This window comes from Peribacillus glennii, assembly GCF_003429105.1.
Lineage (GTDB): Bacteria > Bacillota > Bacilli > Bacillales > DSM-1321 > Peribacillus > Peribacillus glennii.
In genome coordinates, this window is the sequence record NZ_QVTD01000003.1 from 316,065 (window position 1) to 341,302 (window position 25,238).

21 protein-coding genes and 1 pseudogene are annotated in these 25,238 nt (G+C 42.1%); 2 read left to right on the forward strand and 20 right to left on the reverse strand.

Annotation, left to right across the window (positions count from 1 at the left end):
- Window positions 1-389: 389 nt before the first annotated feature.
- Window positions 390-695 (forward strand): CobW family GTP-binding protein, encoded by a 306-nt coding sequence (locus tag D0466_RS22475; protein WP_199484529.1) that lies wholly within the window; start codon window positions 390-392, stop codon window positions 693-695.
- Window positions 619-1,062: a CobW C-terminal domain-containing protein gene (locus tag D0466_RS03175; protein ID WP_233522577.1), complete on the forward strand. Its 444-nt coding sequence runs from the start codon at window positions 619-621 to the stop codon at window positions 1,060-1,062. The genes D0466_RS22475 and D0466_RS03175 overlap by 77 nt, the downstream gene beginning before the upstream one ends.
- Before the next feature lie 151 nt (window positions 1,063-1,213).
- On the opposite strand, the gene D0466_RS03180 is transcribed toward D0466_RS03175, so the two are convergent.
- The 20 genes and pseudogenes from D0466_RS03180 to D0466_RS03275 all read right to left on the reverse strand — a co-directional run bounded on the left by D0466_RS03180 (window position 1,214) and on the right by D0466_RS03275 (window position 25,238).
- Entirely contained in the window at window positions 1,214-2,554 is a 1,341-nt protein-coding gene (locus tag D0466_RS03180; RefSeq protein ID WP_117321109.1) for an aspartate aminotransferase family protein, read from the reverse strand.
- A gap of 33 nt (window positions 2,555-2,587) precedes the next feature.
- A complete protein-coding gene (locus D0466_RS03185) occupies window positions 2,588-4,048 on the reverse strand; it encodes a CoA-acylating methylmalonate-semialdehyde dehydrogenase (RefSeq protein WP_117321110.1) in 1,461 nt (486 codons plus the stop codon).
- Between the two features lie 208 nt (window positions 4,049-4,256).
- Entirely contained in the window at window positions 4,257-5,873 is a 1,617-nt protein-coding gene (locus tag D0466_RS03190; protein ID WP_117321111.1) for a PucR family transcriptional regulator, read from the reverse strand.
- 131 nt (window positions 5,874-6,004) lie between these two features.
- The gene (locus tag D0466_RS03195) at window positions 6,005-6,214 is read right to left on the reverse strand and encodes a hypothetical protein (RefSeq protein ID WP_117321112.1); all 210 of its coding nucleotides are present in this window, start codon (window positions 6,212-6,214) and stop codon (window positions 6,005-6,007) included.
- An 87-nt stretch (window positions 6,215-6,301) separates the two neighbouring features.
- Window positions 6,302-7,720 (reverse strand): dihydropyrimidinase, encoded by a 1,419-nt coding sequence (gene hydA, locus D0466_RS03200; RefSeq protein WP_117321113.1) that lies wholly within the window; start codon window positions 7,718-7,720, stop codon window positions 6,302-6,304.
- Window positions 7,721-7,730: 10 nt separating this feature from the next.
- Complete coding sequence (gene preA / locus D0466_RS03205) at window positions 7,731-9,011, reverse strand: NAD-dependent dihydropyrimidine dehydrogenase subunit PreA (protein WP_117321114.1); 1,281 nt, start codon at window positions 9,009-9,011, stop codon at window positions 7,731-7,733.
- Between the two features lie 25 nt (window positions 9,012-9,036).
- Window positions 9,037-10,404, reverse strand: a complete 1,368-nt coding sequence (locus tag D0466_RS03210) for an NAD(P)-dependent oxidoreductase (RefSeq protein WP_233522517.1) — start codon at window positions 10,402-10,404, stop codon at window positions 9,037-9,039.
- Between the two features lie 41 nt (window positions 10,405-10,445).
- Window positions 10,446-11,334, reverse strand: a pseudogene (locus D0466_RS03215) (nitrilase-related carbon-nitrogen hydrolase).
- 213 nt (window positions 11,335-11,547) lie between these two features.
- Window positions 11,548-12,834: a M20 family metallo-hydrolase gene (locus D0466_RS03220; protein WP_233522518.1), complete on the reverse strand. Its 1,287-nt coding sequence runs from the start codon at window positions 12,832-12,834 to the stop codon at window positions 11,548-11,550.
- Between the two features lie 212 nt (window positions 12,835-13,046).
- Window positions 13,047-13,841 (reverse strand): cysteine hydrolase family protein, encoded by a 795-nt coding sequence (locus D0466_RS03225; protein ID WP_117321115.1) that lies wholly within the window; start codon window positions 13,839-13,841, stop codon window positions 13,047-13,049.
- 148 nt (window positions 13,842-13,989) lie between these two features.
- Complete coding sequence (locus D0466_RS03230) at window positions 13,990-15,516, reverse strand: aldehyde dehydrogenase family protein (RefSeq protein ID WP_117321116.1); 1,527 nt, start codon at window positions 15,514-15,516, stop codon at window positions 13,990-13,992.
- 243 nt (window positions 15,517-15,759) lie between these two features.
- Window positions 15,760-17,067 (reverse strand): MFS transporter, encoded by a 1,308-nt coding sequence (locus tag D0466_RS03235; RefSeq protein WP_117321117.1) that lies wholly within the window; start codon window positions 17,065-17,067, stop codon window positions 15,760-15,762.
- A gap of 240 nt (window positions 17,068-17,307) precedes the next feature.
- Window positions 17,308-17,781 carry a flavin reductase family protein gene (locus D0466_RS03240; RefSeq protein WP_117321118.1) on the reverse strand — a complete coding sequence of 158 codons (474 nt, stop codon included), beginning with the start codon at window positions 17,779-17,781 and terminating at the stop codon, window positions 17,308-17,310.
- A gap of 129 nt (window positions 17,782-17,910) precedes the next feature.
- Complete coding sequence (locus D0466_RS03245) at window positions 17,911-18,255, reverse strand: cupin domain-containing protein (protein WP_117321119.1); 345 nt, start codon at window positions 18,253-18,255, stop codon at window positions 17,911-17,913.
- Between the two features lie 3 nt (window positions 18,256-18,258).
- Window positions 18,259-18,933, reverse strand: coding sequence for a DUF2848 family protein (locus D0466_RS03250; protein ID WP_117321120.1), 675 nt, complete (start codon window positions 18,931-18,933; stop codon window positions 18,259-18,261).
- Window positions 18,934-18,990: 57 nt separating this feature from the next.
- Window positions 18,991-19,761 (reverse strand): carbon-nitrogen family hydrolase, encoded by a 771-nt coding sequence (locus D0466_RS03255; protein WP_117321121.1) that lies wholly within the window; start codon window positions 19,759-19,761, stop codon window positions 18,991-18,993.
- 19 nt (window positions 19,762-19,780) lie between these two features.
- On the reverse strand, window positions 19,781-21,250 hold the full coding sequence (locus D0466_RS03260; protein WP_117321122.1) for a 4-hydroxyphenylacetate 3-hydroxylase family protein: 1,470 nt from the start codon (window positions 21,248-21,250) through the stop codon (window positions 19,781-19,783).
- 310 nt (window positions 21,251-21,560) lie between these two features.
- On the reverse strand, window positions 21,561-22,229 hold the full coding sequence (locus tag D0466_RS03265) for a GntR family transcriptional regulator (RefSeq protein WP_117321123.1): 669 nt from the start codon (window positions 22,227-22,229) through the stop codon (window positions 21,561-21,563).
- A gap of 244 nt (window positions 22,230-22,473) precedes the next feature.
- The gene (locus tag D0466_RS03270) at window positions 22,474-23,247 is read right to left on the reverse strand and encodes a creatininase family protein (protein ID WP_117321124.1); all 774 of its coding nucleotides are present in this window, start codon (window positions 23,245-23,247) and stop codon (window positions 22,474-22,476) included.
- Window positions 23,244-25,238 carry a hydantoinase B/oxoprolinase family protein gene (locus tag D0466_RS03275; RefSeq protein WP_117321125.1) on the reverse strand — a complete coding sequence of 665 codons (1,995 nt, stop codon included), beginning with the start codon at window positions 25,236-25,238 and terminating at the stop codon, window positions 23,244-23,246. The genes D0466_RS03270 and D0466_RS03275 overlap by 4 nt, the downstream gene beginning before the upstream one ends.

Sequence of the window (25,238 nt, forward strand, 5' to 3'; positions counted from 1 at the left end):
TATGCAAGTTCCATGCCTTGGAAGAAAGAGTATAGAATTCAGGAGATTCTTAATACTAATTTACTCAAAATTCCTACGTTTTATGAGTAATTAGATGCGAAAATGCATATCAGTTCTTTTTAGTCATCTTTTTTTAGGATTAAAGTGATAATTCCTTACTCCCAACGTGTGATTTAGAACTATTTTAATATTATGTTCCAATAAAAATTGCCCCTGCTCAAAAGTAAAACTTTCTTTAATTATTAGGATGTGATTTTTTTCTGCTGATCGTTGATTAGTTTACGTTTAAAGCTTTGGCATTTTTTACTGTGGATCCAAATCTCTTCCTAGCCAATTCAATCAATTGATTTTCCGTAACGTAACACACTCTTTTAGAGGCGAACCCCATTTTGCAGCATCATTTATATATTGAATCTGTCATAGCATCAGTAGGTGCTAAAAATGGGATATTGCAATTGAAAAATAACCTTGAAATGGTTAAACAAGTAACTGTTGCAGATAAAATCGCATTAACCAATACCGACATTACCCCATCCGAGCAAAAGGAGGAGCTTATTTCTCGTCTGATGGCAATTAATCCTGCCATTGAAATAATCGAGGTTGTCCATGGAAATGCTGATGCATCCCAGGATAGGAAATCCCCAAAAAGTTGTTGCTCCTTCTCTTTTCATATCAAAGGATATCGAAAGGCATAAGAAACATTATTCTTCAAACATTCAGTTCATTTCGTTTACGTTTATTAAACCTCTTGATTGGAAGGCATTTGGATTATGGTTTAGTTCCTTGCTCCATGCAGATGGGGAAAAGATCATGCGTGTTAAAGGACTATTGGATGCAGGTGAAAAAGGGCCTATTGTGTTAAATGGTGTCCAGCATATCATCCATCCTCCTGATCACTTGATCGAATGGCCGGAATCTGAAAAACAGTCCCATCTGATCTTTATTCTTAGAGATATTGTTCCAGAGTCGATTTTTCATTCACTAAAAACCTTTCAAAATTTCCTTGGCTCGGTTTTGAGTTACCGGAACTTAATACAGCCCTGTAATTCGGCGATTTCTTGAGTCGGGATTTCGACTATGAGACCGCCTTTCCTATGTCTCAGATCCATTTTTTAGTAAACCCTTTTCTGGAATCTGTACCATTAACCCGATCACATGCTAGCAAGTAAAAAGATGAAGAAAATCCCCATCCCTTTACCATACAACGTTTGCCTTACAATTTAAAAAGGCACTCCTTCACCGTGCGTACAATGAAATCAAAGTCATTATCGGTTATGCTTAACGGCGGTGCAAGGGTAAGGATATTATTATATCCCGCAACCGTGTCGCCGTTTTTTCCAATAATCAGACCTTTTTCTTTGCAGAAACCAATCACCTTGTTTACCTTTTCGATTTCCAGAGGGCTTTTTGCCTGCTTATCTTTTACTAATTCAATTCCTGCAAGGAGCCCCTTTCCGCGTATATCTCCAACATTCGGATGGTTCTTTAATTCTTGCAGCTCAAACAGTAGCCTTTCTCCCAATATTCTAGAGCGCTCGATAAGATTCTCGCTTTCGTATATTTCCAGATTTTTCAAAGCGAGTGCACAAGCAGCCGGGTTTCCCCCGAAGGTATTAACGTGTCGGAAACGGTCGTACGTATCCTCTCCTGCGTATGCTTCGTATATTTCCCTTTTTACTGCTGTAGCCGCTAACGGCAAGTACGCACTAGTAATTCCTTTTGCCATTGTAATGATATCTGGTTTTACACCATAGTTCATAAATCCGAACGGTTTTCCGGTTCTGCCGAATCCGCAGATGACTTCATCACAAATAAGCAGGGCGCCATGGCTTTCACAGATCTCCTTCACCCTGGCCATGTACCCTTCTGGTGGCATGATGATCCCGCCGCCTGTAATGATCGGTTCCATGATCACGCCTGCAATGGTATCACTGATTTCCCATGTCATCACCCTGTCAATTTCTTCAGCGGAAGCCAATGTAGATGCATCATCCGGATTCCGGTAAGTATCTGGAGGTGCTACATGCAAAAAGCCTTGCCCAAGCGGTTCATATTTGAATTTCCTTTGCGCCTGCCCAGTCGCAGCCAGTGCCCCCATAGTATTTCCATGATAAGCACGGTATCTTGAAATGAATTTATAGCGATTATGCCCACCTGTTTGCTGATGATATTGGCGGGCGATTTTAAATGCTGCTTCATTTGCTTCAGAACCGCTGTTTGAAAAGAAAATGACATATTCATCCCCGAGCCACTCATTTAATTTTTCTGCAAGTTTTATCGCCGGGACATGGCTCTGGGTCAGTGGAACATAAGCAAGTTGCTGCAGCTGCTTAAATGCCGCTTCTGCAAGCTCCTGTCTTCCATATCCAACGTTTACGCACCATAAACCGGACATGCCATCAAGATACCTATTACCGTCGTTGTCAGTAATCCAGGCGCCATCACCCTTGGTAAATACAATATTAGCCTGGCCTGGCGCTGACCCTTTCATGGAGTGCCAGAGAAACTTTTCATCCGCTGCTTGCAATGAATGTGTCTTTTCAAGGTTTTGCATGACATCAGCTCCATTTTCTCAGAATTGAAGGCATTAATACCGGGCAGTAAGCATTTTTTTGCGCGTATAAAACTCTACCCCGTCCTTGCCATTAGCGTGAAGGTCACCATAAAACGATTTTTTATAACCTGAGAATGGGAAAAAGGCCATTGGGGCAGGAACTCCCAAATTCACTCCCAGCATCCCTGCTTCGATCTCATCCCGGAACTGCCGGATTGCTTTTGCACTATCCGTATAGAGGCAGGCGCCATTCGCAAATTCCGATTCATTGGCAACTTCAATGGCCTCATCAAGGCTTTCAACTCGGACTACAGATAATACAGGCGCAAAAATCTCATCTCTCCAAATATTCATGTTTGTCTTTACGCCGTCAAAAATGCTAGGCCCTAGAAAATAGCCGTCTTCAGCAACCTGGTCATTCCGGCCATCCCTGACCAACCGGGCTCCTTGTTCTTCCCCTGATTCAATATATTTCAGCGTCCGCTCCTTATGGGATTCCCTTATAACGGGTCCAAGGAATACGCCCTGATCCAGGCCGTTGCCAATAATGATTTCGTCAGCTGCCTGTTTCAGCCTGTTTACAAGCTCATCGGCAATATTTCCTACTGCAACAACAACGGAAGTAGCCATACAGCGTTCCCCCGCAGACCCGAAAGCAGCCATCGTAATATTTCGGACGGCATTTTCCAGATCGGCATCTTGCAAAACAATCGAATGGTTCTTCGCTCCTGCCAGCGCTTGAACGCGCTTGCCATTTGCAGCAGCTGTTTTATATACATACTCGGCAACTGGCTGTGAACCGACAAAAGAGACAGCCTTAACATCCACATGTTCCAGCAATCCGTTTACTACATCATGTGCACCATGAACAACATTTAGAACCCCGTCTGGCAATCCGGCCTCTTTCATCAGCTCTGCCAAACGGTTCGCTAAAAGCGGTGTCCTTTCAGAGGGTTTCAAGACAAAAGTGTTGCCGCAAGCTATTGCTAATGGGAACATCCAGCAAGGTACCATCATCGGAAAATTAAATGGAGTAATCCCACCGATAACGCCAATGGGATAACGGTACATGCCAGATTCGATGCCTGTAGCTATATCCGGAAGCTGGTACCCCTGCATAAGTGTCGGAATTCCAGCTGCAAACTCCACACATTCGATGCCGCGCAGTACTTCTCCATGCGCTTCTTCATAGCTTTTTCCGTTCTCTCTGGTGACCAGTTTAGCCAGCTCATCCCAGTTCTCCGTCAAGAGCTGATGGTAGCGGAACAGAATGCGGGCTCTCTGGGGAACGGCTACTCGCTTCCATGACGTGAATGCTTCTTTCGAAACAGCCACTGCGTGATCCAAATCTTCACGGGTTGAAAGAGGGACTTTTGCAAGCAACTGCCCATTAGCCGGATTCAGGACATCATCATGCTTCTCGCTAGCGGACTCAACCCAAACGCCGCCTATAAAATTCCGTAAAACTTCTTCTGCCGGTTTGGTAACACCCATTTCAAAACCTCCATTAAGTTTCATAGTTATGTAACTTTATATTGTCCTCATTATAGCTGGGGGAGCCAGTCCATTCATTAGACATTTTGTATACAAATCGTTGAAATTAATTAACAGTTTGTTAGTAAATACGAGAGAGAAAACATTAGCCGAAAAGGTAAAAATGAATACTATGCCCCCAAAAAAAGCTCCATAAATGGAGCTTCAGCTAAATTTCATACCACAACAGACTATGTTTTTCCGTGCTCAATAAATAATCATGTGCCAGCAGCATGAATTCAATGGCTAAACGTCTTTCCGATTTCATAAAATCATTGCCGAGGAGCTTTTCCAGCTTTTCCAGCCGATGATACAGAGTTTGCCGTACGATAAATAACTTTTTAGAAGTTTCTTGTTTAGAGCCATTACATCTTAAATAGGTTTTTAACGTAACCATCAATTCCCCGTTAAATTGTTGGTCATATAAAATCACAGGTTCCAGGTATTCCTTCACGGTTTCCTCCAGATTGCTATGCTCTTTTATCAATGACAAAATCCGGTGCATATGCAAGTCCTGGTAAAAATAACTTTTATTTTCATCTGTTAAAGAATCCTGTAAAACAAGCGCCTCTTTTGCTGATTTATAGCTCTTATATATGTCACCTAGATTGAAAACATACTTTCCTACACCAAATGCCACACCCGACATTCTCTTCCTGCCTGTCCTCTCGGAATTATTAATTCGGTCAAATGCATCTGCCATTCTCTCTTTCCAGCTTTCCGGGGAACGTTTGTCGCCAAGAATAAAGATCAAATGATGCTGCATTTCCGTTGGGAATATCTGGAATCCCACTTGTTCAAACATGGTCCGGAACAATAATTTGAAATACGTACGGTCTACCGCGGAATTCTTCCGTGTAACAGGCGGAAGTTTACAAATACATACGGCAGCGCCATGGAGTTTCAATCGGGGATGACTGAATGAGAGTTGATTGCGGATCGCTTCATCACTATTCTCTCCGTCGAGCCAGCTCCTGATCCACGTGCTTTCTTCTGCTGTTTTTTTCTCTTCTACATATAGATCCCGCAAAAAATGCTGGGCAAGAGCCGTAGCGGTCCGATCTAAAATAATCAAGTCAAATTCATTTAATTCCCTTTGTTGTGAATAGATGACGAGCTCTGCATAAGGTTCACCAAGAATCTGGATCGATTGCTTACAAGCGCAGGGATCAGTTTGGTTTTTGGTTTGATTTACCCTTTCGACCAGTTGTTTTAATGTGTCTTCCCTTATATTTGGTATTGCTTTATACTCTTGATTATTAAATAGAATCAAAACTTGCATATCTAAGTAGTTTTGCATAAATTTCAAAATCTGGTCGTAATGGTTTACTTCAAGAAGCATCTTATTCAGTTCCTGGGAGTAGCTTTCTATTTTGGAAATAAGCAGATATTGTTTGTTTATGATGATGGAATGCAAATCGTGGGTAATTTCAACAAAGGGCACTTCCTGGCGGAATAGTATGATTGGGAAATTATGATTGTTTGCTAATTTGATCACTTCTTGCGGTATCTCTGATACATGGGCGCCTATTTCGATGCACATGCCGGAAGCATGGGTGTCAATCAATTGCTTTATAAAGGGGAGTAATAGCGTCTCATCGTCCTTCCAGCCTAATCCGGTGGTCAGGATTAGCTCATTTCCATTTAACAAGTGGGTAATTTGTGTGGATTCCACTACATGGACCCATTTTACCAGCCGTTTTTTACCCTCTTCCCCTGCCAGCATCTCGCTGGTGTTAAAATATTTTCGTCTTAAGATTTCTTCAATGGTGATAAAAGATTTCATCCATCCAACCCCTTTACCTAAGACTAACTATTCCCATTATAATGAAATAAATGGCGAAGCTCTACTGCTTTGTTAGTTTTTCTTACACCAAAAAAAGACAAGATTCTCACCTTGTCCCATTGTTACTTTGATCATCGATTCCTATTTATGAGGATAACAGAAAAGTATTTTCGTCCATCAGCCGTTTTGATATGCAGCTGCTTCATATCGCCGGCCTTTTTTGATTTAAAATCTACAAATGCTCCGCTAAGATTTTCCGTTACATGTTCGATTTGATATCCCTCTCCTATCAATAAATCGATTTGTTCCCTTTCCGCCAGGTATTCCTGATAATCCGACATAAACATCCCTCATTTATTTATATTCGCCCCCATTAAGTTTGGGGCATGTTCTAAAATCAGAAACTCTTAAGAGTCTTTATGGCAAAATTATACGGACATGCCCTCTTTTTCACCTGTTGGATGAAAACTTCCGTATTTAGCTCTTTTCAGGTATTGGCCTTTGCCGGGTGCTCCGACAAAACTCTTGTCCTTAATTACGAATTGTCCCCTTGATAAGACAGAAACAGGCTCGCCCGCCACCTTCATTCCTTCAAACGCATTATAATCAACAGCCATATGATGGGTACTAGCTGAAATCGTTCTTTCTGCTGCAGGATCAAAGATAACGATATCTGCATCAGCCCCAACCGCTATCGTACCTTTTTGCGGATAAAGCCCGAATAACTTTGCAGATCTGGTTGAAGTGATGTCTACAAATTGATTTAAGGAGATTCGCCCTTTTGTGACGCCTTCAGAGAACAAAATACTCATGCGGTCTTCGATAATGGGTCCACCATTCGGTATTTTTGTGAAATCATCCTTTCCAAGGTCCTTTTGCCCTTTAAAATCAAAAGAACACTGATCGGATCCTATTGTTTGCAGCTGGCCATTTTTCAACGCATTCCACAGGACATCCTGATGCCGCTTTTCCCTTAGCGGCGGTGACCAGACGTACTTTGCGCCTTCGAAGTTAGGCTTTTCTAGATAGGATTGATCAAGAACCAGATATTGCGGGCATGTTTCTCCCCATATATCAAAACCTTTATTTCTGGCTTCTATGATTCTCTCAACCGCGTCCTCACAGGACACATGTACGACATAAAGTTGGGAATTAGCCAGTCCAGCTAGCTGGGCAGCTCTGCCTGTTGCCTCTCCCTCAATTTCAGGTGGTCTTGTTAACGCATGATAAATTGGCTCCGTTTTTCCTTCTTCCAGAGCTTTTTTTGTTAAATAATCAATGACATCCCCATTCTCCGCATGGACCATAACCAGCGCGCCATGTTCCTTGGCTGTGACCAAAGTGCGGAAAAGGGTTTCATCATCAGCCTGGAACACATTTTTATACGCCATGAACACTTTAAAAGAGGTTATTCCTTCCTTTTCTATTACACTAGGTATTTCTTGTAAGACATTTTCGTTTATTTCAGAGATCATCAAATGAAATCCATAATCGATGACCGCTTTATCCCTTGATTTGTTGTGCCAAGTTTCAATCGCTGTTTTTAAGGGCTTGCCCTTTTCAGTTAAACAGAAATCGATCACCGTTGTTGTTCCGCCAAAAGCTGCCCCGATTGTACCGGTTTCAAAGTCGTCTTTTGTTACCGTTCCTCCAAAAGGCATTTCCAGATGTGTATGCGGATCAATCCCTCCAGGTAGAACAAAACAACCTGATGCATCAATGACTTCAGCCCCGTCAGAGGCGAGATTGCTCCCGATTGCCGTAATTTTTTCATTTTCAATCAATATATCTGCCACATAGGTATCCGAGGCAGTGACGATTGTGCCGCTTTTAATTATTTTCTTCATCATCTTCCCCCTATTTAACTGTATTCCTTTGCCTAAGCAAACCAATGGCTGATTGCCGTTCATTCCAGGTCATTGGAGGCAAATCACTTTTCAATTCAACCATATCGATGGCACCATCCACAGGACAAACGATTGAACATAGGTTGCATCCTACGCAATCATCCTCACGAACACGTAAATACGGACGTCCATTTGAGTCCTGAAGCATGTCAATGCATTGATGGGATGTATCCTCACATGCGATATGGCACTTGTTGCAGTTAATGCAAACTTCCTTATTAATTCTGGCAACAATTTTATAGTTTAAATCCAGCTCTCCCCAATCCGAATATCTTGCCACAGATTTACCTACCAAATCATTGACTGAAGCCAACCCTTTTTCATCCAAATAGTTGGACAGGCCCTCAATCATATCTTCTACGATGCGGAACCCGTGGTGCATTGCTGCAGTACAAATCTGTACCCCAGTAGCTCCCATCAGCATAAATTCAACAGCATCCTGCCAATTTGAGATTCCGCCTATTCCAGAAATCGGCACATTGATCAACGGATTTCTTGCGCACTCTGCAACCATGTTTAACGCAATCGGCTTTACCGCCGGTCCGCAATAGCCCCCGTGTGCTCCTTTGCCCCCAACGTGCGGAATTGTATTCCAGGTATTAATGTCAACACCGGCAAGACTGTTTATCGTATTGATCATGCTTACTGCATCCGCACCGCCCCTTACGGCGGATTCTGCTGTAACAGTGATATCAGTAATATTTGGTGTTAATTTCACAATTACTGGAGTTTTCGCTGCTTCCTTCGTCCAATAGGTTTGTTTTTCCACCAATTCCGGCACTTGTCCGGAAGCAGAGCCCATACCCCTCTCGGCCATCCCATGCGGACACCCAAAATTGAGCTCAAGTCCGTCAATACCGACATCCTCCACACGCTTAACGATTTCATGCCATTTTTCCTGCTTTGGCTCGACCATTAAAGAAGCGATGATTGCATGATTGGGAAATTTCTTTTTCGTTTCATAGATTTCCTTTAAATTCACTTCAAGCGGCCGATCGGTTATCAATTCAATATTATTAAAGCCGGCAACCCGTTGGCCATTAAAGCTGACTGCTGCGAAACGGGATGAAACATTCAAAATCGGGTCCCCCAATGTCTTCCAAACGGCTCCTCCCCACCCGGCTTCAAATGCCCTTTGCACTTGATAACCAGAATTCGTAGGTGGTGCAGAAGCCAGCCAAAAAGGGTTTGGGGACTTGATTCCCGCAAGATTAGTGTTCAAATCAGCCATTTTGTACCTCCTCTACCCTATTTTTTTATGCAGTAGCGATGGTCTCACTTGCCAGCTTCCTATGAATCTCAATTGCTACTTTTTTTCCTTGCTCCGCAGCTGATACGACCATTGCTTCTCCCTGGCCCTTTCCAAATACAACATCCCCGCATGCAAAGACTTTCTCATTGGAAGTTTGGAAGTATTGTCCCGCCAAAGTAACGACACCGCCATTATGCTTAAGTCCGAACTCCTCAATTAACTGTACGCGCCTCGATTGCCCAATTGCACGAATGACAACATCGACATCGATGACGAATTCTGAACCTTCCACTTTTAATGGGCGGCGTCTGCCATCTTCACCCGGTTCGCTTAAAACCATTTTTACACATTCAATTCCGGCAACGTTTCCGGTTTTATCAGCAAGGATCCTGTTAGGTGCCGTCAGCCAGTGGAACTCAACGCCATCCTGCTTGGCAAACTCATACTCAAATTCATAGGCAGTCATTTCTTCTATCGTTCTCCGGTACAGGATCTTCACATTTTCGGCACCAAGGCGGACCGAACAAGTTGCGGCATCAATCGCTGTGTTGCCTGCACCGATGACAGCTACCCTTTTACCAATAAATTCCCTGGAAATCTCCCCTTTTTTCGTCTCTTTAACAAATTCAATGGCGTCATAGACACACGGGAGATCTTCACCTTCAATCCCCACTTTAGGTACATCAGACATGCCTATTGCGAGGACAACGGCATCATAATTTTTCAACAGTTCATTCGCGGGTATATCTTTTCCAATTCTTGTATTGGTACGTATCTCGACATCCAGGCTTCTTACCTGTTCTACTTCCCAAAAAGAAATAGCCTGCGGCAGTCGAAAAGAAACAATGCCGTACGTATTCAGTCCCCCCGCTTTGTCTTCAGCTTCAAAAACGGTGACTTGGTACCCAAGCAAAGCCAATTCACGTGCAGCAGACAGCCCTGAAGGACCGCTGCCGACAACTGCGACGGATTTCCCGTTCTTTTGTCCAGCCCTAAATAGCACCTGCTCGTTTTTTATTGCCCAATCTGTTGCATACTTCTGAAGATTTCCAATCATAATTGGGGTGGTGGAATGATTTAGTACACATGCACCCTCACATAGTTCTTCCGTTGGGCACACCCTTGCACAGCTTGCACCGACAGGATTGGCTGCCATGATGGCTGTTGCGGATCCTTTTAGATTGCCTGAAGCGATTTTTTTGATGAATGTGGGGATATCAATGCCGGTAGGACATGCTTGAATGCAAGGAGCATCGTAACAGTATAAACATCGATTTGCTTCTTCTATCGCCTGGCGGTTTGTCAATCCAGGCTCAATTTCCTCAAAATTCCGTTCCAAATGCTGCAAGGAGATTCTCGCTACTTTACTCAATCATCATTCCCCTTTCATCTATTTATTTAATAGAGGTGCTGTTATGGAAGAAGAGTCGTCATCTCCTGGTACGTTTCCGGCCGTCTGTCCAGATATAATTGCCAGGCACTCATAACTTCCCATATCAACTTTTTATCCAATTCACCAACAATCACTTCTTCTTTGTCACGGCTTGCCATAGCCACAAAGTTTCCTCTCGGGGGGGATAAATAAGATTGACTGTAAAATTCTCCCATGTTCCATGGTGCTTCGAAGCCTACGCGATTTATGGCTGCTTTATAATATCCCTTGGCAACTGCATGGGCAGGCTGTTCTAATTTCCATAAATATTCCGACGTCCCCGCAACTGTTGCCGAGGGATTAAACACAATTTCCGCTCCCTTCAGACCCAGCAAACGTGCCACCTCAGGAAAATGGCGGTTATAGCATATATATACGCCTATTTTTGCAAAAGCAGTATCGAAAACTGGATAGCCCAGGTTGCCCGGTTTAAATTAGTACTTTTCCCAGAAATTGTATCCTTGGTCGCCAGCCTGGACTTGGGTAATATGATTTTTGCGGTACTTGCCTAAGTATGAACCGTCCGCATCAATGACAGCAGCGGTATTATAATATGTAGCTATTCCCTCTCGCTCATATAAAGGCAAAATGATGACGACTTGCAATTCCTTTGCTAACTCCTAAAATAGTTTTATTGTCGGTCCATTCGGCACTTCTTCCACAGCGTTGTACCATTTCGGGGTTTGTTCAGCACAAATACGGTCCATAAAATATTCCCTGCAGGCAGATTCTTCGTGCAGATTTAGCTTTTGCCTCCCAAATTAGCTTGATGTGCTTTTCGATCGCTTTCTGCTTGTGAGCCTGTACAGGCCCATCCCAATGTACGTCATTTGCTGCCTGTATCAGGCTAATCATTACTTTGTCTGGCATTTCCGACCTCCTCCTCAAGGCATGATGGGTAGTGTGTCTATAAATCTTCAAGTATTATTTACACTAACGTTGGATTAATTTTATTATTATGGGCTGTCTATTTCATTACACATTGTGTAACGAATGGAAAATATATTTTATACAAAATGTAAACTTCTTTTCCAATGAAAAAGTGGGACCCTTAATGAAATGGCCCCACTTTTCAAGATTCCTTTAACTACTTTTTTGCCTGGTAATCCTTATAGCCGTTTGATATAACAGCTCTGTACCGATTGCGATGTCCTCATTGGTGGAGTATTCAAGCGGATTATGGCTAATGCCGTCTTTACAGCGGACAAAGATCATTCCATAATCGCAATAATTGGACATCACCAACGAATCATGAAATGGACCGCTCATTAATTCAGTAGGTTTATATCCCATATTACCTGCTGCTTCACGAATTGTGTCCTTAATCCAGTTCGCGCAATACCGTGGTTCGGTATTTGTATCTTCCGAAATCGAAACCGTTAGGCCATGCTCGTCGGCTATGCGCTGAATCGAAAGGCGCAGTTCTTTTTCATACCGATCTCTTCTCGCCAATTCGATATCCCTTAAATCAACTGTAAATGTGACCTTTTCGGGAATGATGTTCCTGGAATTTGGAAACACCTGAATATTACCTACAGTGGCAACCGTGGGACTTCCAGGTTCCTGCGTAGCTATTTCATTCAGGGCAACAATCACCTTGGCCGAACCAAGCAGCGCATCCTGGCGCATCCCCATCGGCACACTGCCGGCATGTCCGGCGAAACCTGTCATTTCAACTGTCAGCCAGAGCGGTCCTGAAATTCCAGTTACAATGCCAACCGGTTCCTGCAACTTATCCAGCACCGGACCTTGCTCTATATGCAATTCCAAGAATGCCGAGACACTTCCTTTTTTGTATTCGGATTCAATGAATTTATCCGGATCACAACCAAAATCGATTAATGCCTGTCTCCTTGTGATCCCATCTTTATCCGTTCTGTCCAATTCCCCCGGATCCAGACCACCCCAAATACCTCTGACACCAAAGATCCCTTTATTGAACCGGCAGCCTTCTTCGTCACAAAAAGCCACAACCTCAACCGCCTGATCCGGGACAATCTGCCTTTCTTTCATGGTCTGCACCGCTTCTATTGCACCCAAAACGCCGATCACACCATCAAAACGCCCGCCATATGGCTGTGAATCAATATGCGAACCCATCATTAATACCGGCTTATCCGCATTCTTTCCTTCCAATCTGCCTATTAAGTTACCGAAATCGTCTATCCGGGTTTTCATTCCGGCTTCTTCCATCCATCCTTTAACCACTTCAACAGCCTGGCGATCTTCCTTTGACAAAGCTAAACGGCAAACGCCCGTGTCTCCGATCTTACCTATTTGAGAAAGCTTCTCGATGCGTTCCTGTAATCTTCCTATATTGATAGAATGGGTATCGATCATATCTTCACCGCTTTCAGAATAATGTTTCATTGTCTTTCATGAGCTGCTCTTTAATTATATCTATGACAAAAACTTTATTGGATAGACACTTTGTATAGTAGTAAACATAATCCTTTTAACAAAATGTCTTTAAAAGATATAAATTTCTGTTTGATCTGCATTCTCATCAATCCGCCATTGTCTTGAAGACTGAAAACAGACCAAGCTGTTACCGCTTGGTCTGTTTTCAGTCAGTTTTAGTATTATCTGGCGGGGGCTGGCTCTTTTTTGGCTGCAGCTTCCTTGTATAAGGTGTCGCCTTCTTTAAGTGTTTTTATTATTTTTTCTGCTGGCAAGACACGGGCAAATCCCCTTCTCATAGTACGGATTGTTGCTTCATGAGCAAGAGCATTATCCGTAGCATTGATATCTTCACCAAATAATATGTTGTAGTTTAAAAAGTAACCAGTCCGGGCTGTTGATTCACAGCAGAAATTTGTTAATGTGCCGCTTATGATAAGTGTCTTGACCCCCAAATTCCTTAAAACGTAATCCAAGTCAGTACCCGTAAAGGAGCAATAAGCATGTTTAGCTCTAATGACCCTTTCATTAGGTAATGGATAAATTCCTTTATAAATATCTGCTCCTGGTGCTCCTTCTTTAATGGCTCCATTTTTTATCGGTTCCCAAAATTCATAGAAACCGGCACTGCAATCCTCAGCTATCGTGTGTGCAGTATAAATAACAGGCACATTTAACTCCCTGCACTCTTCGATAACGCCCTTCATCCGGGGAACCATCCTGTATGCTTCGGGAACACACATCGGATTGGATGGATTCACGAAATCTTCCTGCATATCAATAACCAATAATGCGCATTCCTCTTTTTTGATTTCAAAGGACCAGTGTTTATCAGTATTGTAGTCTTTTTCAGCAAATTCTATAAATTCCTTTTCACCGGAAAATACACCTTTGGATTCCAATTGGTCCGCTGGCAGCAATTCTTCCTCTTTACGGTTATAAATCTTTAAGAATTCAGAAATCTCTTTACTAAGCATATTTTATCCTCTCCTTTACATGATTACAATGTTGTAAAAAGTAAACAAAAGACATATAAAATAGATTGCACATAGGTCCTCCTTCAAAGTAAGAAGGAGGCGCTATTTATGCATAATGTTCCTTGAAACCAACCCTGATAAATGTTTCTTAATCTGCAAACATTGTTTTATAGTATTGTTTGTCCGAAGAAAGGCCTACATGGATATGTTGCATTTCTGTAAATTCCAATAATCCATAGATTCCTGACTCTCTTCCAATACCGCTATGCTTGAATCCGCCAAACGGGGCTTTATTGCTGATTAGGGCAGAATCATTAATGAGGACCATTCCTGTTCTCATTTGTTTTGCAACTTCAACTGCACGGTCAACACTTTTACTCCAGACATTTCCTGACAAACCGTGCACATTATCATTTGCCATCGCAATAGCTTCATCGATTTCATCGTAAGGAATGACAACAATTACAGGCCCGAAAATCTCTTCTCTGGCAATTCTCATATCGTTGGTTACATTCGTGAAAATGGTTGGATTGATCCAAAAACCTTTCTGGAATTGTTCACCTTGAGGTTCGTCTCCCCCAACTGCGATAGTTGCTCCTTCTTGCAATCCAATGGCAATATAATTTTTGATTCGGTCATATTGGACTTTTGAAACAACCGGCCCTATTCCAGCATTGGGATTCACCGATGGATCTCCTACCTGGATTGCTTTTGTTCGTTCTACTAAACGGTCCACAACCTGATCGTGAATGCTGCGTGGGACAAATACCCGCGTCCCATTATGGCATGTCTGTCCATTATGCTGATATCCAGTAAACAATGCCCCATCAATAGCAATATCAAGATCAGCGTCTTTAAGGAAAATCTGGGCAGATTTCCCGCCAAGTTCCAATTTCACTCGTTTCAAATCATCTGAAGCAAGGTTCATAATCCGTTTACCTACAGCATTAGATCCTGTAAAGGAAATTTTATTCACATAAGGATGGGTAACCAAATATTCCCCTACCTCAGGACCATCTCCAGTAATAACCTGTAGTACGCCAGACGGAATGCCTGCTTTTTCAGCCAGCTTTGCAACTTCCAGTGTATGTAAAGGAGTTTCATTAGCTGCTTTAATGATAATCGTACAGCCGGCAGCCAGTGCAGGGGCTATCTTCCACATTGCAAGATATAACGGCCAGTTCCAAGGGATTATTCCAACTACTACCCCGACAGGAACTCGATTTACAAAATTAAAACTTGGTATGCCCATTACGGAATTAGGGGAAATTGCTTCATACTCATATCCGGAATTTACCAAGTTTGCGTATGTTCGATACCCGTCAATGGCATTTTTGAATTCGATTTCTGTTTTGCCAACAGTTGATCCTGTTTCAGCAATAAACAGCTTTGTTAATTCTTCATAATTTTCTTCAATCAGATTTGCAAAGCTGTTCAGTACTTTAGATCGCTCAGCAGGCGTCTTGTTTGACCAGATCCCACTTTCAAAAGCCTTTTTGGCCGCATTTACAGCTTTTTCTGCATCTTTTTGCGTTGCTAGTGCTACATACCCAACCACCGATTCGTCTGCAGGGTTTATTACTTCAATTTCGTTTCCTTCTTCCGCATCCACAAACGCTCCGTCTAAAAACAACTTATAGTGTTTCAGTTCACTTTTTGTAATAACATGACTCATTCTTTCCTACCTCCTGAATATAGTAGTATTGGTAATACTTAAATCAATTAGATCAACTATAACCAGATGTACCCTGTTATTAATCTTTCAGATTGTTCTTATAACCGGAAACCAACATCACCTCCCTAGAGAAAGACCACCGTGTTTTTTGTGTTATCTTGAAAATGCAATATTTTATTACAGCCTTATTTTTAGAATTTTTATCCACTCTCTATGGAAGTATGATCATATGTGCGGGTAGACTTATTGTGAAATAGCAAGAGGTGTATTATTTTCTCCACGATTCTCACGTAAAAATAATACTGAAACAAGGGATGACAGACATAGGATGGTTAAATATAATGCAATAGGAACCCAGGAATTATTGTATTTGCTTAACAAAAGTGTCGCTATCATTGGAGCTGTTCCTCCAAATAAAGCTGAGCCGGTTTGATATCCAAGTGTGATACCGGTATACCCAACATTGGTGCTAAACATTTCTGAGAACATGGTCCCAATAAGGCTGGCAATAGCAGACCACATAATTCCTAAACCTATAATTGAGGCGACAAAAAGCCACAAAGTAGATTTAGTCGATAGTAAATAGAAATATGGGAATGAAAAGATGGCAAGGGAGCACGCTCCCAGAAGAAAAACTCGTTTCCTGCCAAATCTGTCAGATAATATTCCCATAATAGGAATACATAGTGTCGTAACAAGTGTAGCTACTGTAATGACATTCAATGCTGTCGTTCTTGGAAAGCCAATTGTATCGGTTGCATAGGATATAAAAAAAGTGGTGAATAAATAAAATGGGCCAACCTCAACACATTTTGCACCGAGTGAAATCAAGATGGCTTTCCTATGGTATCGGAGTGTTTCAAAGAGGGGGACTTTTACAACATTGCCTTTTTCTTTTTCTTCCTTAAAAGCTGATGTTTCATCAATCCCTTTTCTTATCCAAATACCAATGATAACTAAGACTGCGCTAAATAGAAATGGAATCCTCCATCCCCATGAAAGGAATTGTTGTTCGGGCAGTAAACTTGCCAATGAAACTGCGAACGTTCCAAGTAACATTCCCAGTGGGATCCCCATTGCCGGGAAGCTGCCAAAAAATCCCCTTTTCTCTTTTGGAGCTGACTCCACTGCCAGTAAAACCGCTCCACCCCACTCTCCGCCAAGTCCAATACCTTGCACAATACGGAAGAAGACGAGAAGGATCGGTGCCCAGACTCCTATCGATTGATAAGTTGGAAGCAGCCCAATACAGACAGTCGATACACCCATTATCAATAGTGAAATAACGAGAGTATTTTTTCTTCCAAACTTGTCGCCCAAGTGGCTGAAAACAAGTCCGCCAAGAGGCCGTACAAAGAACGTGACGCCGAAAGATGCATATGAGATCAATAAACTTACGAAAGGATCATCATTAGGAAAAAATAATTTATTAAATACTAATGCCGCTACGGTACCGTAAAGAAAGAAATCGTAAAATTCTATTGCACTGCCCATCAAACTCGCAACCAATATTTTTTTCGACTTTGCATCTAATCTATCTTTTCTTTCCATTGACCAACCTCCTGTTTAATAGATTCCGAATAAATCAACAAATACCTAGGCAACTTTGTTTTAGAAACATTTTTTCAAGAAAATCTCAAAATCATTTCCTGTATAAGTTACATTAAAAACTGACCGCCATTTTATTTTTTTGATAACTTCCAAAAGGAACCCACCATGCAATCATGCTAGACTCCTTTTGGAATTGTCGTTTACCTGATCCTGCACTGTTAATACTTAGCTTTTTAAAAGTTATTGCTCAACAGGGCTTGTAATTTTCCCATATTTCCCTTCAAAAAAAGTTAAAGGTGCACCGTCACGAAGCACGAGTTCCGTTACTTCCCCGATAAAAAGTGTATGATCCCCTGCAATATGTTTACTATGTACCTTACATACGATATTTGCCAGGGCATCTTTTATTACTGGCATTCCATTTAAAGTTCCAAACTCAATGTTTCTTTGTTCCTTTATTTGCCCGGCAAAGTACATAGAGTATTCTTTTTGTTCTTCTGACAATATATTAACGGCAAATGTACCAGCTTCATTAATTTTATCTAACATTCTGGCTTTCTCGCCTATCGATATTAAAACCAACTTAGGATTTAGTGAAACGGACATAAACGCATTTGCAGTCATTCCATGTTCCTCACCATCTACAAAAGTTGAAATAACGGTTACTCCTGTAGCAAATTTTCCCATTGCATTTCTAAAAGTTTTATCATCCATAAATTAAGAACCTCCTTTAAAGTAAACCCAGGTTTGGCTTCCTGCATGTTGTACATGAACGACTTCCTTTGCTTCACCTTCTCCGTATTTGGATAAATAATGCATAGTCAATCAGGTCATGCAGCCGTTTTATTTACCGTAATAACGAACTTCAAAAATCTTGCAGCCATTTGGTGATTTCCAAGGACCGTGTTTCATACCAGGCGGACGTGTGGCAACCATTCCCGCTGTAAATTCCTCATTTAATTCCAAGTCAATAATGGACCCTTCAATAATGTACAGCTCTTCCCAGAAATCATGGATTTGCACACCGTTCGGTGACGTATCAGTGCTTGGTTCAAATTGCAGAATACGGGTTGCGACTCCGCTTTCAGGGTCTTTTGCAATTACTCTTTGAGATAATCCACTTACGTTTTCAAAATGTTCCACATCAAAGTTAGTAAAAGGTGTAAATTCAAGCTCTTGTTTAGGCATTGTTTATTCCTCCTCGGCGATTTTTAAAATATCTGTTTTATAGGAAAGCGTAATTTTTCGCTCAAGTATAGGGTCTGTTAATTCCGCCCTGAAGGCTTCCCCGAAAATAAATTCCCCATTTACAATGGGTGGAGTCCCGCAATACAGTGCTAAACCAGAGCTGCTATACCCACGCTCATCCACTATTTTTAGAAGTTCCTTTGGTGATAAAAATGATTCCAATCTTCCTTCTTGATATAACGATTCCTCTCCGTTAACTGTCACCCAACTGCGCATTTCCAATTGATCCATGTGCCCTTCAATCTCGGACAGAAGCCATAGATCCTGACTAATGGGTTTTGGGCATACTTGTTTAGATTTCTGAATGGAAACTGCCTCTAGAACTCGGTCAGTATGGTCACTCCCTAATCCGACATACCAAGTCCCATCCAAATCAAGCAATATCAGCTCTACCTCTCCACTGCTATCGTTATTTACAACCGAAATGGAAGGCTCGGAAGTCAACAACCCTGGACTAAGATCATAGAGCATCGGAATTCTGGGCGGTGCAGGTACGCCGAGTTCTTTTAATTCATCAATATGCTTCTGGGCAGCTTCCTGATCTTTTGCCGTGTACCCGGCAATAACCAGACGTTTTGGCACCCAGTTTGTTAAATTGCCATCGATTTTTATCTTCATTTATTAAAATGCTCCTTATCGATTGTAAATTTTACAACTCAAAAAGTTGGGGTAATTTTATAAAACTCGATGCTTTAATTGCGGGAACACATACCGAATGTCATCGATTTGTTCCAGATTGATTTCCGTCTTCACGATAGTTTCGAATTCTCCGGCAGAGGCAATCACCGTACCCCAGGGATCTACCACTTGGCTATGCCCTCCCATTAAAACGTTATTTGTTTTACCAGAACAATTGCTTGATATTAAAAAACATTGGTTTTCAAGTGCTCTCGCTGTATTAAACAAATTCCAATGCGCGAGCCGTTGATGAGGCCAAGCCGAAGTGACAAGGAAAATCTTTGCCCCTTGATCCACCTGTGAACGGAACAATTCAGGAAAACGTAAATCATAGCAGGTAGACAGTCCGATTTTCCCGAATTCAGTATCAAGAACTGCAGGCTTTAATCCCCTGGTGAGGATTTCGCCTTCCGCTGAACCATAGCGAAACAAGTGAATTTTACGGCTTGTTCCGACAAGCTGCCCTTCGCGATTAAAAAGAATGCTAGTGTTAAAGAACTTGTCACCTTCTTTTTCTACGAAGCTTCCAGCATGTAAGTAAGCCCCTAGTTTTTTAGCTTTTTCTGAAAAATGCTTTACAAAAGAACCATTTATTTCTTCCGCCTCTTGTGTATATTTATCGAAAGAAAAATATCCAGTTGCCCAAATCTCAGGCAGGACAATCAAATCCTGACCTTCCAGCTCATCCAATTTAGCGCTTACACGTTCGATTCGCTGTTCTTTAGTTTCTTCATCTTTGATATCCACTTGTACAGATGCTATTTTCATATTGGATTCCTCTTTTTTATTAAAGTACTTGTTCTTTGACTGTTTGTGGCATTTGATAACTTTCCATAAATTGATCTACCATTTGAATTGCTTCATCAAAACGATAATTGCGGAAAGAATAACCTTTTGTAACAAAAGGAGCCCCATTATAAAATAGTTCATATTGCTGATGGCGCCCGCCAAATTCTGAACCGATGACATCCCATGCAAGTTTAAATAGTTTTACACGTTCTTCTGCTGTAACTCCGGAAGATTTGATATAACGATTAATATCATCCCGGGTTTCTGGATTTATCATATCTTTGTAGGAAGCAGGAACTTGAAGAACTCCGCCTCCAACTAAATCCCTTACCATATGGATGACTTTAGGATAAATCGTGTCCTGCTGTCCGACTACGCCATATAAGAATCTACGATTCGGGTAAACGGTTCCATTTTCATCTGTCATATATTCATATTCTGACGCAAGCAGCATTCCTTCAATGGATGCAACAACAGCGGCTAATTCTCCCAGTTTTTCCTGGACCTGTGGAAACTTGTCTATTCCATTCATTGAAGCCACTTTTCTGGCAATACCGAGAATAAATTTCAATTTGGTTACGAAACGAATTTGTGCCTGGCTGTTTCCATAAATATGTGCGGGTGTTTCATGGAACTGTGCACGGACAAGATCAATGTTTCGATAAACAAAAACATGCTCCCATGGAATAAACACATCATCAAAAACTACCAAAGCATCACTTTCGTCAAATTTTGTAGATAAAGGATAATCATAGCTGCTTGGTTTATCGGCCGCGAAACTTGGCCTTGAGTATAACTTTAATCCAGGTGCGTTAAGAGGTACCACAAAAGAAAGTGCATGGTCTTCATCACCAGGTCTAAGAGGTGTAATACAGCTGACAAAGATGTAATCACTCACAGCCGATCCAGTCCCCAACATTTGGGATCCCCGTACAATAATGCCATTTTCCTTTTCTTCATAAACCCCTACTGCGGTATATTTATTTTCTTGTTCATGTGAGGCCTTGCTTCGATCAGTCTGAGGCGGAATGATTACATAGCTTAAATACAAATCGTTATCCCTTGCATGTTTATAGAAATTAATAACATTTTCCTTAAATCGTTCCCCACCCCGGGCGAACACTTCTGGTTTGCTCATGAAACCTGCCAGAAATCCAGCTACATGATCCGGGCTTCTGCCTACAAAACCACATGTTGCCTTTGCCCATTTTTGAATAGCTTCCCTTCGTTCCCTAAGTTCATCCAGGCTTTTGGGAATCATATAGATTTTGTTGGCGATAGTACCCTCTTCCGTTATGTAAGTCATCTTTTCTTGTTCATCACAAGAAATATCATATAAACCTGCGATTGTTTGTGAGATTCCTTTAAATGCAGGATGGGTTGTGACATCCTCTACCCGCTCTCCGCCAATATATATGTTACGGTTATCTTTTATTGCCTCCAGATATTTCGCACCTGTTCGAACCATTACAATCTTCCTTTCTATTTAAATGCATTTTATTAAAATTTAATTTTGTAAATTTAACTAAGCACATTTAATGAAGAATACAGATTGACTTTTGTTGAAACTCTCTGGGTGCAATTACATTAATATCGATTTTCTGACTAAAGCTGCTGCCAATGACGCTTTTTCTGAACCTCTCGAGGTGCAATTTTATAACTATCTTGGCAGAACTTTTTGTTAGCTCACTTCTTCATATCTGCACTTAGTAAAACGATTCGATATTTTCATAAGGTTTTACGAAGATAAATCCCCCCTCTCAGAGTCATATTGATTTTTATGAGTTTTCTACATCATTTAAAGTTTCTTTCGTATTATTTAAATGATCCAAGATATATTTTGAAGCTGACATTGAATCCTTTTCTTCTATGCCCTTAATTATTTGGCGGTGTTCCTTTAGTACATCTTTCATTCTTCCTATCCTGCGGACGGCCTTCAAGCCCATTAATTGAGTAAGGTTATGAAGATTGTTTAATACCTGCTCCATTAATGTATAGTTGGCCAATCTTGTTAACGCTAGATGAAACTCTTGATCCAGGTCGATGAATTTAATATTATCATCATTTTTCATTGCTTCTTCCTGTTGTTGAATGATTGTTTTTAGCACCGTCAGCTGCTCTTGTGAAATGTTGCTGGCTAAAAGTTTTTTTATTACTTCAACTTCTATTGAGCTTCTTAGTAAAAATATCTCATCTTGCTCTTCAGGCGTAATTTTTCTTACGGTTAATCCTTTTCTTGGTATAGAAACAAGCAGGCCCTCTTTTACTAAATCCTTTAGTGCTCCCCTTACAGGTGTTCTTGATGTGTTTAAAGTCCCAGCTAATTGCACTTCTGTAAAAATTTCATCACTGCCAATGACACCGTTTAAAATCGCTTCCCTAACCTGCCTATAAACGATATCTTGTGTAGTCAATTGTTTTATTGGCTTTAATTTGATTTCCTCCATGATAGATCGCCCTCTTCATACTTGGTTCAAAAAAATACTTAGTATTTTTCATCACTAATTTCCAATCAGTGTTTTATGTATACATTGTACATAATACAAAAAACATAAGTCAAGAACGTTTTTTAAATTTTTTGATAACTTTTTTATTCAGAGCTCTTTTTGAGATGAATAAAACGATAAAAAGCAGCCCTTCAGCTGCTTCTATCGTTCAGTTTGGAGGACCGCTCCCCTAATAACCTTTGGATTAACTTGTCGTCTTCAGTGAAAAAGTTTCTTTCATCCAAATGACGACTTCTTCTACAAGAGCGTTTAAAATTGCCTCTCCAGCCTCCGGACTGGCGCCAAAAGGATTTCCGAAGACACCGCTCGGACTGATTGCACTAACACCTTTCGCTTGCATGATCTCCATCCATCCAGGGTCTCCTGCGGTATAGCCGTTCACCATTTCAAATGGCCGTACACGTTTTTTTCCAAGCACATGCAGAATAAGACTTGTCTCTAGCGCTCCAGCGTGACTGTCTGTAGGAGCCAGGATCAATCCTGCTTCGACCCCTGCTTCAAACATGACATGCAAGAAACGATGAAAATCGTTATATGCTTCAACTTGTATATTCGGTCTATTGATATTGCAATTATCAGCATATTCGCCGATAAAGTTAAAATTCCCCCCGTGAAAACTAAGCAGGCATACCCGTGTCAATCCCATATTGGATAACGCGTTAATATATGACGCTAATTCAGACCCCAGTGTAGCGGGTTCAAGCGAGACGGTGCCCGGGAAATCCAAATGGTGTGACGATAGGCCAGCCATCAGGGTTGGCGTAACAATGATTGGCTCACTGCATCGGGCGGCAACTTCAGAGGCAAGCACCTCAACCATGATGGAATCCGTACCCAAGGGCAAATGTGGTCCGTGCTGCTCAAACGCACCTATTGGTATTAATCCTACGGCACTTTGATTCATTGCAGCTTCCTTTGCTTCTGATGATGTTAGATACTTAAGATCGATAAAACTCATGAGCGCTGTTGTTCTCCTGCAATTTCAGGCATAGTACTGCCTTCTAGAGGGAGAAATACATCTTCGTAGGTTATTTTTCCGGCTTTGCGCTTCTCTTCAGCATACTTTCCACGATTTATCAGTTTAAGAGGGGAACGTTCTATACTGATTTTCTCCCTTAGCGACTTGGTAGCGTCTACGTCTACCTCATAATCAACTGTAAGTCCTTTCATACGCTTATGGACAACCACTCCATATTCACGCTCGGCATTTTCCATGGAAACCAACTGCCTTAATACGTCCATCCGGACAGCTTCCACATCACGCTCCAATGGATCACCCCAGCCACCGCCGCCAGGAGTAGTCACACGAATGATATCCCCCGCTTTTACTGGAATACCTTCCTGGCAGAACTGTACCAGGCGCTCATTCGGAGTACCTGGATTGATCCAGGTTCCACCTGGTTTCCCTGGACCGCCGCCATTTACACCAAAGCAGTCGAATGCTGTACGGTCAACATACGTAACATAATTTCCATCAGTTAGAATGCGGATATCCTTGACATACCCCATTCCTCCGCGATACTTCCCGGCCCCTCCTGAATCCGGATTGAGTGCAACCCGTTCAATAATAACAGGGAAACGCTGTTCAATAAATTCTGTCGGAAGATTCTTGGCGTCATTTACCATATCGACGGCATCCGTCCCATCTGCATATGGCCGGGCACCTGAGCCGCCACCAAACACTTCACGGTAGAGCCAAGGCTTGCCATCGAGGTCGTATCCATAAACTCCATATACCTGTACACAGTTATTATCGGCAACCACATTTCCCCCGAATGCCTGGGCGAGTGCAGCCCCGTAAGCACCGAAACTTCTGAACCATACTTGCATACGGTTGATTACTGGCGCAGGATATTCAGACGTGAGAACAGTCCCCTTTGGCAGTTCACAACGGAATACCCGGGTAACACCCTCATTGATTACGGTTCCAGGAGCAAACTGGGCCAGAAACGAGCCCACCCATTTTGATAAAAAACGTCCATCGTTTGGAGCATTCAAAGGGCCTTCCGTTTGCGGATTAGTACCCGCCCAATCCAGGATGATTTTTTCGGGATCTTTGCGGAGCGTAACTTTCAGCTTGACCGGATCTTCCAGGTTAATTCCATCGTTATCAAGGAAATCTTCCCCGACGAATTCGCCATTAGGGAACACAGGCAAGATTACGTTCCGGACTGCCTCTTCACAGCGATCCATCAGTTTATACATAGCTGACTCGACAATGTCCGCCCCCAACCGGTCGCAGAGCTGTTTCACTTGCCGTTCAATCAATCGGCATGCACCAATAAAAGCATCCAGGTCGCCTTGCATAGTATCCGGGAAACGCGTGTTACGGAGAACGATTTTATAGATATCTTCACGTACTTTCCCTTTACTGTAGAGTTTTACCGGAGGGATTTGGATCCCCTCTTCAAAGATGCTGGTAGAAGTGGTTGGCCAGCTTCCAACGGAACGCCCACCAACATCCTCTGTATGGCCGAATATCATACTGAACGCAATCAGCCTGTCGCTGTGAAAGATGGGAACGCAGATGCAGTAATCCGGCAAGTGTGTAATCGTGCCATGGGAATCGTACGCATCATTATATAGAAACACATCACCCTCATTGATCTCTTCCAGAGGAAAATGAGCACGAACAGCATCTGCACTGGCACCCCAAGAAACAGAAGTGACATTATTACAATCGACTGTACAAATAGAGGCGCGGTAATCATGTTGCTCCCGAATGATCGTTGAGCGGCCAGCAAGCTCGACTGCTGCCTCACCTTCTTCCACTGCTGCCTCTAGGCCGCCCTCAACAACGTCAAGTGTGATGGGATCCACTTGCTCTTTGAATTTATTGATACGAGCCCATTCCTCATCGGTCCTTGGCCACTCTTGCTGCCTGAACGGCTTGTATTCGGGTGAATTATAGATGGAAGTATCAAAAATCTGAACGTTATCATTCGTCAT

Coding starts and splice junctions, on each gene's coding strand:
- D0466_RS03245 (WP_117321119.1), bottom strand. CDS start 18,255: ATGCCTAAACAAGAGCTTGAATTTACACCTTTTACTAACTTTGATGTG.
- D0466_RS03180 (WP_117321109.1), bottom strand. CDS start 2,554: ATGCAAAACCTTGAAAAGACACATTCATTGCAAGCAGCGGATGAAAAG.
- D0466_RS03220 (WP_233522518.1), bottom strand. CDS start 12,834: ATGAAACATTATTCTGAAAGCGGTGAAGATATGATCGATACCCATTCT.
- D0466_RS03255 (WP_117321121.1), bottom strand. CDS start 19,761: ATGAAAATAGCATCTGTACAAGTGGATATCAAAGATGAAGAAACTAAA.
- D0466_RS03195 (WP_117321112.1), bottom strand. CDS start 6,214: ATGTCGGATTATCAGGAATACCTGGCGGAAAGGGAACAAATCGATTTA.
- D0466_RS03235 (WP_117321117.1), bottom strand. CDS start 17,067: ATGGAAAGAAAAGATAGATTAGATGCAAAGTCGAAAAAAATATTGGTT.
- D0466_RS03250 (WP_117321120.1), bottom strand. CDS start 18,933: ATGAAGATAAAAATCGATGGCAATTTAACAAACTGGGTGCCAAAACGT.
- hydA (WP_117321113.1), bottom strand. CDS start 7,720: ATGAAGAAAATAATTAAAAGCGGCACAATCGTCACTGCCTCGGATACC.
- D0466_RS03225 (WP_117321115.1), bottom strand. CDS start 13,841: ATGCTTAGTAAAGAGATTTCTGAATTCTTAAAGATTTATAACCGTAAA.
- D0466_RS03175 (WP_233522577.1), top strand. CDS start 619: ATGCATCCCAGGATAGGAAATCCCCAAAAAGTTGTTGCTCCTTCTCTT.
- D0466_RS03240 (WP_117321118.1), bottom strand. CDS start 17,781: ATGGATGATAAAACTTTTAGAAATGCAATGGGAAAATTTGCTACAGGA.
- D0466_RS03185 (WP_117321110.1), bottom strand. CDS start 4,048: ATGGGTGTTACCAAACCGGCAGAAGAAGTTTTACGGAATTTTATAGGC.
- D0466_RS03190 (WP_117321111.1), bottom strand. CDS start 5,873: ATGAAATCTTTTATCACCATTGAAGAAATCTTAAGACGAAAATATTTT.
- D0466_RS03270 (WP_117321124.1), bottom strand. CDS start 23,247: ATGAGTTTTATCGATCTTAAGTATCTAACATCATCAGAAGCAAAGGAA.
- D0466_RS03265 (WP_117321123.1), bottom strand. CDS start 22,229: ATGGAGGAAATCAAATTAAAGCCAATAAAACAATTGACTACACAAGAT.
- D0466_RS03230 (WP_117321116.1), bottom strand. CDS start 15,516: ATGAGTCATGTTATTACAAAAAGTGAACTGAAACACTATAAGTTGTTT.
- D0466_RS03275 (WP_117321125.1), bottom strand. CDS start 25,238: ATGACGAATGATAACGTTCAGATTTTTGATACTTCCATCTATAATTCA.
- preA (WP_117321114.1), bottom strand. CDS start 9,011: ATGGCTGATTTGAACACTAATCTTGCGGGAATCAAGTCCCCAAACCCT.
- D0466_RS03260 (WP_117321122.1), bottom strand. CDS start 21,250: ATGGTTCGAACAGGTGCGAAATATCTGGAGGCAATAAAAGATAACCGT.